Source organism: Arthrobacter sp. Br18, assembly GCF_000520555.1.
Taxonomy (GTDB): domain Bacteria; phylum Actinomycetota; class Actinomycetes; order Actinomycetales; family Micrococcaceae; genus Arthrobacter_D.
Genome location: NZ_KI914899.1, coordinates 79,922 through 90,894, shown reverse-complemented (window position 1 = coordinate 90,894; position 10,973 = coordinate 79,922). Strand labels below are relative to the sequence as shown.

The window sequence follows — 10,973 nt, the reverse complement described above, 5'->3', positions numbered from 1 at the left end:
GTATTCCTGCGGGGGCGATCCGTCACGCGGGGTGTGCGGAAGGACTAGCCTGCCACAACGTCGAGGTCGATGACCGCAGCCACGTCCTCGTGAAGACGCACGTTGGCCTGGTACGAGCCGACCGACTTGATGTGGGCGGGAAGCTCCACCTTGCGCTTGTCGATACGCCCGAGACCTGCGGCCTCGACGGCCTTGGCGACGTCGTCGGCCTTGACCGTGCCGAACAGGCGACCTGAGTCGCCTGCCTTCACCATCAGCTTGACCGGCTTCGCCGACAGCGAGGCAGCCTGCTTCTGGGCATCCTCGAGCGATGCGTGCTCACGTGCCGCACGTGCCGCCTTGATCGAGTCGACCTGCTTCTCGCCGCCCTTGGTCCACATCAGCGCGAAGCCGCGGGGAAGAAGGTAGTTACGCGAGTAACCGTTCTTCACCTCGACAACATCGCCGGCGGCACCGAGACCGGTTACTTCCTGGGTCAGAATGAGCTTTGCCATGAAATAGGTTCCTTTCCCTTAGCCGCGGCCGGCGCCGGAGTAGGGCAGGAGCGCAACTTCGCGGGCATTCTTGATTGCCTGGGCGATCTTGCGCTGTTCCTGCACAGTGACACCGGTGACACGGCGGGCGCGGATCTTTCCGCGGTCGGAAATGAACTTACGCAGCAGGGCTACGTCCTTGTAGTCGATGACGGTGACGTCAGCGGCCTTCAGGGGGTTGGACTTTGGTTTGGGCTTACGGAGTTCAGCCTTTGCCATCGTGGTGCTCCTTAATTCCTTGGAGCCCGCAGAACGATTCTGCGGGATGGGAACTACTGGTCAGCAAGTGACCATCGCGGGGGCCCCGGAATCGGAGCCTTGCCGCACCTAGAAAGGGGGCTCGGAATCAGCGCCGTTGCCCCAGCCCTGCGAATTTCCGCCTGCGGGTGCTCCCCAGGGGTCATCCGCCGGTTGCTGGGCCTGCTGGCCGCCGCCCCAGCTCGGATTGGATCCCGAACCGGAGTTCGCACCGGAGTTTCCACCAGTGTTCCCGCCGAAGCCTCCTCCGCCACCACCGCCTGAGCGCTGGGTGCGGCTGACTTTCGCTGACGCATAGCGCAGGGACGGACCGATTTCGTCCACCTCGAGCTCCATGACGGTGCGCTTTTCGCCTTCCTTGGTGTCGTACGTTCGTGACTTCAGGCGGCCCTGGGCGACCACGCGGGTGCCCTTGGTGAGCGTCTCGGCAACGTTCTCCGCAGCTTCACGCCAGACCGACGCCCGGAGGAACAGCGTTTCGCCGTCCTTCCAGTCGTTGGACTGGCGGTCGAACGTGCGGGGTGTCGACGCGATGGTGAAGTTCGCCACCGCAGAGCCCGACGGCGTGAAGCGAAGTTCAGGATCGTTGGTGAGATTGCCGACAACCGTAATGATTGTTTCGCCTGCCATGGTGCCTCCTTGGGTCACATCCCGCCGAAGCGGGTTTGTTGAAAACTGAAAGAACCGCCGATACTATTCGGCGGAAACCTTCTGCTCCTCGGGGCGGATGATCTTGGTGCGCATGATGGTCTCGTTGAGGCCAAGCTGGCGGTCAAGCTCTGATGCCACGGCGGGCGTCGCGGTGAAGTTGACCACGGCGTAGATGCCTTCGGTCTTCTTCTGGATCTCGTACGCCAGCCGGCGACGTCCCCAGATATCCACCTTGTCCACGGTGCCGCCGCCGTTGCGAACGACATTCAGGAACTTCTCGAGTGTTGGGTCGATGGAGCGTTCCTCGACGTCGGGGTCGATGATTACCATCAGTTCGTATGCACGCATGTGTGAACCCACCTCCTTTGGGCTGAACGGTCGCGGTCTTTCCGCAACAGGAGGTTCTTTAGCGTGAATGCGCCGGCGCGCCCGGTATTTCCCGGGTGCTGATCCAGCGCAGACCTGTCAATGCTACCGGATTCCAGCGGCAGGTCGGAAACCTGTGGACAGTCGGCTAGGCCGGACGGACGAAGAACCGATGCACGGCGGCGGCCAGGTACGCCGGGTCGTCCACTCCACACAGTTCGCGCGCCGAATGCATCGACAGCAGCGGGGTACCGACGTCCACGGTGCGGATGCCCAACCGGGTGGCGGTGAGGGGCCCGATGGTGGAACCGCAGGGCATCACGTTGCTGGACACGAACTCCTGATAGGGCACACCCGCCTCGCCGCAGAGTCGCGCCCAGTACGCAGCTCCGGGAGCATCGGTGGTGTACCGCTGGTTGGCGTTGATCTTCAGCAGCGGCCCGCCGTTCAGCACCGGGTGGTTCGCAGGGTCGTGGCGCTCGGCGTAGTTCGGATGCACTGCGTGCCCGGCATCGGCCGATACACAGAACGATGCCGCCATCGCCCGCATCCTGTCCTCCGTGCCCGCGCCGAGTCCGCCGGAAATGCGGAGCAGGACGTCCTCGAGGAACGGCCCGCTCGCGCCCGAGCGCGAACCGCTGCCGACCTCTTCATGATCGAAAGCCGCGAGCACCGCGATCGGCGCTCCGGCGGTCTCCGCTGACGCCGCTTCGATCAGTGCCACCAGGCCGGCATGCACGGAGGTGAGGTTGTCGAGGCGCCCGGAGGCGAAGAACTCGCCGTCAGCGCCGAAGACCCGGGGTTCCTGCGTGTCGGCGACGACGACGTCGAACCCTCCGACGTCCGCGGCGTCGAGCCCGCACCGCTCCGCCAGTACGCCGAGCAGATCGGCGTCCGCGGGCGCTCCAAGACCCCACACCGGGTTCATCTGATGTTGTTTGTCGAGCGACAGCCCGTCATTGACCGCGCGGTCGAGGTGGATGGCCAGCTGCGGAAACCGGAGGAGTGGACCGGTGGCTACCAGGTGCTCCACGCCGTCGTGCGTCATTAGCCTGCCCGCGAGCGCCAGTTCCCGGTCGAGCCACGAATTCAGCAGCGGGCCGCCGTAGACCTCCACCCCGGCCTGCAGCCAGCCGTGGCGGCCGGTGGTCGGCTTCGGTTTGAGCTTGAAGGAGGGCGAGTCGGTATGCGCACCCAGGATGGAGAATCCCGTGACCGGCGTCGCGCTGTCCGGCACCAGCCAGGCGATGAGGGCGCCGTCACGGATGACGAAGAAGCGGCCAGGCCGGACGGTCCACGCCTCCGCTTCCCGCAGCTCGAGGAATCCGGCGGCCGTCAGCCGCCGCCCTCCCTCGGCTGCTGCGTGGAAGCTCGAAGGAGACGCTGATACATAGGTCCCGAGGTCGGCGATGTGCTGGGCTGCGGAAGGCATACTGTCGATTCAACCAGATACCGGGGAGCCGGCGCGCTACCCGGCGCACCGGCGTGCACCCCGGCCTAGATATCCCGCCTCTTGGTGACCGCCAGCGATACCACGAGGAGCACCAGCGCCCATGCCGCCATCACCAGGCCGCCCTCGAGCTGGGTGAGCGCATCCTCGGCGATGGTGATCGCGACGAGCTGTTCGCCGGCGTTGGTGGGCAGGAACCGGGCCGCATCAGGGATCCAGTCGGCGAGGTTCGACAGAAGCGTGACGACGATCGTGGGAACCACGAAGAAGAGTGCCACCGCCGTCACCACGCCGCCGGCGGTATTGCGCAGCAGCGTTCCTATCCCCATCGCGATCACCGCGATCAGGGCGAGGTACACGCCCGTGTTGATAATGCTCGCCGGAACACCGTCAGTGGTGAGGGAGAAATCCAGCTCCTGCCCCGCGAGGATGGGTTGGCCCACCACGTAGGACAGCACCGCGGCAAGGGCGCCGATGACGAAGGCGAGGGCGGCGATGACGACATTCTTCGCCAGCAGGGCGGGTATCCTTCTGGGCACGGCGACCATGGTTGAACGAATCATGCCCGTGGCCCATTCGGAGGCGATCAGGACGACGGCCAGTGACGCGATGAGGAGCTGGCCGAAGATGAGCCCCGAGGAGGCGATCGTCAGGGCCGTCTCGCTGAAGTCGGGGATGCCCTGCCCCGGGGGTGGGCCGAAGTTCTGTCCTTCAGGCGCGGCGTCGAGCTGCTCCTGCCCTGTTGCGAGCGCCCAGGCGAACAGCGCGGCGAGTCCCACCATGACGGCGAAGGTGGTGACCAGCAGCACGATGGTTGACGGGACGGTGGTGACCTTGATCCATTCCGACCTCAGGATCCTGCCGAAATTGACTCCGCTTCCGGCGGAGTGCCGCGTGGCTGTCGAGGTGGTCATCAGTTCTCCTCCCCGATCCCTGCGCCGGCGGGCCGCACCGGGAGGTCGTGCGAGTGGTATTCGACTTCGGACTGGGTGAGCTGCATGTACGCGTCCTCGAGGGAGGCCTGGAGCGGTGTCAGTTCGTAGACCAGCACGCGCTCACGGAGTGCGATTTCCGCGATCCTGCGGGAATCGACTCCGGTGATTTCGAGCAGTTCGGGTTCGAGGAGCTTCGATGAGACGCCGTCGCCCGCCAGGGCGTGCAGAAGATCCTGCGGACGGTCCGCACGGACGCGTGCCCGCACCTGGCCTTCGCCCGCGATGATCTCATGCACCGGGGCATCAGCGATGATGCGTCCGCGCCCGATCACGACGAGGTGATCGGCGGTGAGTGCCATCTCCGACATCAGGTGGGAGGAGAGGAAGACGGTACGCCCCTCGGCCGCGAGGCGCTTCGCGAGATGCCGCACCCACTGGACACCCTCGGGGTCCAGTCCGTTCACCGGCTCGTCCAGGATCACCGTATGGGGATCTCCGAGGAGTGCGCATGCGATGCCGAGGCGCTGGCCCATGCCGAGCGAGAAGCCGCCCACGCGTTTTCTGGCGACGGGGCCGAGGCCCGTGAGCTCGATGACCTCCTTCACCCGGCTGTTCGGGATGCCGTGGGTCGCGGCCATCGCACGCAGGTGGTTGTAGGCGGAGCGTTTGGTGTGGACCGCCTTGGCGTCGAGCAGGGCGCCGACTTCGCGCAGCGGCGCCCTGTGATCCGCATACTGGCGCCCGTTCACGCTCACCCTTCCCGAGGACGGGGTGTCCAGCCCCACGATCATGCGCATGGTCGTCGATTTTCCGGCACCGTTCGGGCCAAGGAAACCCGTCACCCTGCCCGGCTGGACGGTGAAGGAAATGCTGTCCACTGCGGTCTTGGATCCGTAGCGTTTACCCAGGTCATGTGCCTCGATCATTCCGGTGTCCTCCCCATTGATCCTCAAGGCATCGTTTCACACCGTCCGCGTCCAGCGGGATCCAGCTAGCGGGAACTGATCGACGCGAACTTCCGGATGCAAAGCGGCACGAAGATGATGAGCATCAACGCGGCGCCCAGCAGCACCGTCAGAAGGGCGTTCTGCATGGGCCAGACGTCTGGTACCGGCGCCGTCCCCACGTTCCCGAACAGCTCCCGCACTGCCTGCACGAGCGCCGATACCGGGTTCCAGTTGGCGAAGGTTTCCAATGGTCCCGGCAGGGTCTGTGACTGGACGAAGGCGTTCGAGATGAACGTCAGGGGGAACAGAATCATGAAAGAGGCGTTATTGATCGTTTCGGGTGATTTGACCGTCATGCCGAGTAACGCCATGACCCAACTGAACGCGTAGGAGAACAAGAGCAGGAGGGCCACGCCTGTCAGGAAGCTCCCGACTGACGAATTCACCCTCCAGCCCACGATGAATCCCGTAGCCATCATGATGAGAACCGAGATCGAGTTGAGCGCGAGGTCGCTGTTGGTCCGGCCGATGAGGACCGACGATGAACTCATGGGGAGGGTGCGGAAGCGGTCGATGATGCCGTCCTTGAGGTCCTGTGCCATCGCGGCTCCGGAGAACGTGGACCCGAAAATGACGGTCTGCGCAAAGATCCCCGCCATCAGATACTGCGTGTAGTCGGTGCCTTCGACCGCGATCGATCCTGCGTAGATCTGGCTGAACAGCAGGACAAACATGATGGGCTGCAGGACGGCGAATATGAGCATGTCCGGCGAGCGCTTCAGCTTGGTCAGGTTCCGTCTGGTCACGGTCCACCCGTCTGAAATCCACATGGAACCGGCGCTCGGCGCAACAGGCTGCTGCGCCGGATGTGTCTGTGGAGCAAGGACGCTCATCTGGCTTTCTCCTTCTTGTTCTCGCTGTTCGACGGGTCTTCCTGCTTTTCCGTGTCCTCCGTGCGGTGTCCCGTGAGCTTGAGGAAGACGTCGTCGAGGCTCGGGCGCCGCATCCCAGCGTCGTGGAGTTCTATGGCTTCCTGCCCGAGATCCGCCAGGATGTACTGGAGGGCACGTGGACCGTCGATAACGGGCACCTCGAGGGTGCGGCCGTCGTCGGCGAGGGCTGGTACGCCATCGCCGTGCCGGCCCAGCACCTCGAGGGACACTGCGGCATCCCCCTCGTCCACGAGGGTCACGACCACCCGGTGCCCGCCGATCTGCGCCTTCAGTTTGTCCGCCGTTCCTTCGGCAATCACTTTCCCTCCGTCAATGACGGCGATGTCATCGGAGAGCTGGTCGGCTTCCTCGAGGTACTGGGTGGTAAGGAGCAGTGTGGTGCCGTCGCTGACGAGGTTCTTGATGATGCCCCACAGGGCGAGCCTGCTGCGCGGGTCCAGGCCGGTGGTCGGCTCGTCCAGGAAAAGGATCTTCGGATTGATCACCAACGCTCCGGCGAGATCGATCCGGCGCCGCATGCCGCCCGAAAACCCCTTGACCGGCCGGTTGCCGGCCTCTGTCAGTTCGAACTGGTCGATCAGCTCCTGCGCCCGGCGCTTCGCGGCGCGCGCTCCCAGATGGTAGAGCCTGCCCACCATCTCCAGGTTCTCGAACCCCGTGAGGTTCTCGTCCACGGCAGCATACTGGCCGGATACCCCGATGATCCGCCGCACGGACTTCGGGTCTGCGGCTACATCGATTCCGTCAACGATGGCAGTGCCGGCGGTGGGCTGGATCAGGGTGGTGAGGATCTTGACGACCGTGGTCTTGCCCGCTCCGTTGGGTCCCAGCAGGGCTTTCACCGTCCCCTGCGGCACCAGGAGATCCATGCCGTCCAGCGCATGGACAGGACCGCTTTTCGATTTGTAGGTCTTGACGAGACCGTGCGCCTCAATAATTTTCATGCAACAGAGCCTAGAGCCTCCAGGCCTTCGGCAGGAGGAGATCAGGTCAGGTTTTGTCCTGATCCGCGGTCGCCGGAGCATCAGCCGGAAGAGGCAGGTGGCGCTCGCGGGCCGCGGGGGCAACCAGGAACGACGCGAGCACCGCCACGCCCACCGCAAGGAGGGCGGTGCGGATTCCGACGTAGTCGCCGAGGTAGCCCAGCAGCGGCGGCCCCGCGAGGAAGGCCGTGTACCCGATGGTGGAGACGACCGAGACCCGGGCCGCGGCCCGCACCGGGTCGTCCGCGGCAGCTGACATGCCCATGGGGAACCCGAGCGCTGCACCGGTGCCCCACAGAATGGCCCCGAAAGCTGCCAGCGGAAGATTGGGGGCGAAGACGAAGACCACCAGTCCCACCAGGGATGCCCCCAGACTCACCTGCAGCACCCTCACACGTCCGAACCGGTCGATGAAGCTCCCGCCGATGAAACGGAAAGCCGTCATCGCCGCCACGAACACCGCGAACATGACGGCACCCACACTTTCGCTGGTGCCCAGGCCGTCGACCGTCGCTTTCGCGACCCAGTCGTTCGCCGCCCCCTCCGTGAGTGCTGCTCCGAGGACGACCAGACCGATCAGCAGGGTGCGGGGTTCACGCCACGCGTCGAGCCTCCCGGGGACGGGACCGGTCCCGGCGTGCACCGGGTGACCGGCCTCCGGGAGGAAATACCGCGGGATCCACAGCGACACACCGAGCGACACGATGGAGACCCCGACCAGGTGCGCCGGCAGTGCCACTCCGAGCGCCGACAGGAGGGCACCCGCCATCGCACCGACGAAGGCTCCACCGCTGAACGCCGCATGGAAGCGCGGCATGATGGTCCGCCGGAGCCGGCGCTCCACGTCCGCCCCCTCGATGTTCTGGGCGACGTCCCACAGCGCAACCCCCGCACCGAAGAGGAACAGGCCGACGCCTGTCAGGGGCACGGACTCCAGCCACAGTCCGGAGGCCACGGTACCGGCCGCGAGCGCCGCTGCCGCTCCGCCGAGCCGCACCGTGTTGGCTGTTCCCACACGTGCCGACACTGATCCCGCCAGCGGCAGGGAGATGACCGATCCCACCGCGCCGACCAGCAGCAGTGATCCGATCTGGCCTGACGACAGACCGAGGATCGAGGAGGCTGCCGGGATCCGCGCCGCCCAGCTGGCAAAGACCAGGCCGTTGAGCGCGAAGATCGCATAGGTGGCCCACATGGCCGATTTGAGGTGGGGGTTCACCCTGCAACCGTAGCAACGGAACAGGGCGCTCCCAATTGCCGCCTCAGCGCGTCCGTTCCACCCGGCCCTCGTCCCAGACGGGATCCTTCGATTCGTACACCTTGCCGTCCGAACCGAAGACGAGGAACCGGTCGAAGCTGCGGGCGAACCAGCGGTCGTGCGTCACGGCGAGGACTGTCCCCTCGAAAGCGTCGATGGCCCGCTCCAGGGCCTCGGCGGAATGCAGGTCGAGGTTGTCGGTCGGCTCGTCGAGCAGCAGGAGCGTCGCGCCCGAAAGTTCCAGCAGGAGGATCTGCAGGCGAGCCTGCTGGCCGCCGGACAGTGAGTCATACACCTGCTCCGACTGGCTCGCCAGGCCGTAGCGGTCGAGGACACCCGACGCCGCCTCACGCCCGAGGCCCGAGCGGTGTTCATCCCCGCGATGCAGGATGTCCAGCAGGGTGCGCCCCAGGAGATCAGGACGCGAATGGGTCTGTGCGAAGAACCCCGGCCGGATGCGCGCCCCGAGCTTCACCGAACCACCATGCGGCACCTCGGCGATGTCGACGTCGGACACCGGCAGGTGCTCCTTGTCCGGATCGCTTCCGCCGCCCGCGAGCAGCCGCAGGAAGTGCGACTTGCCCGAACCGTTGGAACCCAGCACTCCCACGCGGTCCCCGAACCAGATCTCCGAGCTGAACGGCTTCATCAGCCCGGTCAGTTCGAGTTTCTGTGCCACCACCGCCCGCTTCGCCGTCCGGCCTCCCCGCAGGCGCATGGTCACGTTCTGTTCCATCGGGATGGCCTCGGGAGGACCGGCTTCGAGGAACTTCGCCAGCCGGGTCTGGGCGGCGTGGTACCGGTTCGCCATATCGGAACGGAAGGCGGCCTTGTTCTTGTACATGTTCACCAGCTCCCTGAGCTTGAGGTGTTCCTCGTCCCACCGTTTCCGCAGCTCCTCGAAGCGCTCGTTGCGGTCGGTCCGGGCCTTGAGGTAGGTCTCGAATCCGCCGCCGTGGGTCCAGGACGACGCTCCCGATACCCCGGGCTCGAGCGTGACGATCCGGGTGGCGGCGTTAGCAAGGAGCTCGCGGTCGTGGCTTACGAACAGCACCGACTTCTTCGACTCGTTGAGCTTCGCCTCGAGCCAGCGCTTGCCGGGCACGTCGAGGTAGTTGTCGGGTTCATCGAGCAACAGGAGGTCGTCCGGTCCGGTGAAGAGTGCCTCCAGCACCAGCCGCTTCTGTTCGCCACCGGACAACGACGACGCCGCCCGGTGCTGCGCGCGGTCGAACGGCACGCCCAGGGCCGCCATGGTCACTTCGTCCCAGGTGGTTTCGAGCTCGTACCCGCCGGCGTCGCCCCAGTCGGCAAGGGCCTGGGCGTACCTCATCTGGGTGGGTTCGTCGTCGGCCTCCATCATGGCGAGTTCGGCGTCGTCGACCCCTTTCGCCGCCGCAGCGAGCGCAGGGGGAGCCGCGGAGACGAGGAGGTCACGGACCGTGGTGTCGTCGCGGACCTGTCCTACGAACTGGCGCATGATGCCCATGTTTCCCGAGCGGCTCACCGCTCCCTCATCCGCGCGGAGGTCGGCGGCAATGATGCGCAGCAGGGTTGTCTTGCCCGTTCCGTTAGGTCCGATCAGGGCGGTCTTGTGTCCCTCGCCCACTTTGAACGACACCGCATTGAGGAGCTGCCGGCCGTCGGAGAGGAAGTAGTCGATGTTGGAGATGTCCAGGTGTGCCACTGCCCAAGTCTTTCATCCGCTGGCAAACCGGCCACGTCACTCTCCCGGAGCAGCGCCCCCCGGGGACGTCGCTGCGCCCAGAGGAATCATCCGGTAGCCCACGCCCCGGACGGTCCGGATGAAGCGGGGCGTGCCGGCGTCCTCGCCGAGTTTCTTGCGGAGATTGCGGATGTGCACCTCCACGAGGTGGTGGTCCTGCCCCCAGCCGTCACCCCACACCCGGGTGAGCAGGGACTCCCGGGTCCAGACGCGCTGCGCTCCGGCAAGGAGTGTTTCGAGGAGGTCGAATTCGATGCGCGTCAGGGCAAGTTCCACCCCGTCCAGGGTCGCCGTCCGCCCGTCGGCGTCAACGAGCAGGCCGTCATGCTCGAGCACCGCATTCCCGTCCGCGGCCGGCGGCGACTGGTCGGCACCGGTGCGGGGCCTGCGAAACATGGCGGTGACCCGCGCGGAGAATTCGCGGGGGCTGAAAGGTTTGCCGATGAAATCGTCAGCTCCGATCTCGAGCCCGATCAGCCGGTCGATCTCCTCCTGGCGCGCGGTGACCATCACGATATAGGCATCACTGATGGCCCGCGCCTGCCGGCACACTTCCACACCGTCAAGATCCGGCAGGGTGAGGTCCAGGGTGATGAGATCGGGTTTGTACTGGCGCACCAGCGCAAGGCCCTCGTGGCCGGTCCGGGCTTCGAAGGTGAGAAACCCGTTCATGCGCAGCGTCGCGGACAGCAGATCCCGGATGTCATGGTCGTCCTCGACGATGAGGGCGGTGCGCGGCGGCGGTACGGGCATACCTCTAGATTGCCAGAAATCACCGTCGAATATCGCCTGGTCTTGAACAAGCCTTGAAGATTCCCTTGTACTCATGCCCGTACAATTTCGTGGTGACCAAACCACTGCTGCAGTCCCTCACCGTCCACGGCCATTCCGTGGGGATCTACTCCACGGCGGC

The 10,973-nt window shown here is 65.6% G+C and carries 12 protein-coding genes; all 12 read right to left on the bottom strand.

What is annotated here, in order from left to right:
* Positions 1–44 precede the first annotated feature (44 nt).
* Positions 45–494, bottom strand: a complete 450-nt coding sequence (rplI, locus tag Y704_RS0117545) for a 50S ribosomal protein L9 (RefSeq protein ID WP_026551070.1) — start codon at positions 492–494, stop codon at positions 45–47.
* Between the two features lie 18 nt (positions 495–512).
* Entirely contained in the window at positions 513–752 is a 240-nt protein-coding gene (gene rpsR / locus Y704_RS0117540; RefSeq protein WP_005273147.1) for a 30S ribosomal protein S18, read from the bottom strand.
* Positions 753–860: 108 nt separating this feature from the next.
* A complete protein-coding gene (locus Y704_RS0117535) occupies positions 861–1,421 on the bottom strand; it encodes a single-stranded DNA-binding protein (RefSeq protein WP_026551069.1) in 561 nt (186 codons plus the stop codon).
* A 63-nt stretch (positions 1,422–1,484) separates the two neighbouring features.
* The gene (gene rpsF / locus Y704_RS0117530; RefSeq protein ID WP_026551068.1) at positions 1,485–1,790 is read right to left on the bottom strand and encodes a 30S ribosomal protein S6; all 306 of its coding nucleotides are present in this window, start codon (positions 1,788–1,790) and stop codon (positions 1,485–1,487) included.
* Between the two features lie 166 nt (positions 1,791–1,956).
* Positions 1,957–3,240, bottom strand: a complete 1,284-nt coding sequence (locus Y704_RS0117525; RefSeq protein ID WP_035773305.1) for a M18 family aminopeptidase — start codon at positions 3,238–3,240, stop codon at positions 1,957–1,959.
* A gap of 65 nt (positions 3,241–3,305) precedes the next feature.
* Positions 3,306–4,172 (bottom strand): ABC transporter permease, encoded by an 867-nt coding sequence (locus tag Y704_RS0117520; protein ID WP_026551066.1) that lies wholly within the window; start codon positions 4,170–4,172, stop codon positions 3,306–3,308.
* Positions 4,172–5,119, bottom strand: coding sequence for an ABC transporter ATP-binding protein (locus tag Y704_RS0117515; protein WP_026551065.1), 948 nt, complete (start codon positions 5,117–5,119; stop codon positions 4,172–4,174). Before Y704_RS0117515 ends, Y704_RS0117520 begins: the two co-directional genes overlap by 1 nt.
* Before the next feature lie 65 nt (positions 5,120–5,184).
* A complete protein-coding gene (locus tag Y704_RS0117510; protein WP_081747743.1) occupies positions 5,185–6,033 on the bottom strand; it encodes an ABC transporter permease in 849 nt (282 codons plus the stop codon).
* Positions 6,030–7,037, bottom strand: coding sequence for a daunorubicin resistance protein DrrA family ABC transporter ATP-binding protein (locus tag Y704_RS0117505; RefSeq protein WP_026551063.1), 1,008 nt, complete (start codon positions 7,035–7,037; stop codon positions 6,030–6,032). The genes Y704_RS0117510 and Y704_RS0117505 overlap by 4 nt, the downstream gene beginning before the upstream one ends.
* 46 nt (positions 7,038–7,083) lie before the next feature.
* Positions 7,084–8,271 carry an MFS transporter gene (locus tag Y704_RS0117500; RefSeq protein WP_051477359.1) on the bottom strand — a complete coding sequence of 396 codons (1,188 nt, stop codon included), beginning with the start codon at positions 8,269–8,271 and terminating at the stop codon, positions 7,084–7,086.
* A gap of 67 nt (positions 8,272–8,338) precedes the next feature.
* Positions 8,339–10,021 (bottom strand): ATP-binding cassette domain-containing protein, encoded by a 1,683-nt coding sequence (locus tag Y704_RS0117495; RefSeq protein WP_026551061.1) that lies wholly within the window; start codon positions 10,019–10,021, stop codon positions 8,339–8,341.
* 36 nt (positions 10,022–10,057) lie between these two features.
* On the bottom strand, positions 10,058–10,813 hold the full coding sequence (locus tag Y704_RS22405; RefSeq protein ID WP_035773303.1) for a response regulator transcription factor: 756 nt from the start codon (positions 10,811–10,813) through the stop codon (positions 10,058–10,060).
* Between the last annotated feature and the right edge of the window lie 160 nt (positions 10,814–10,973).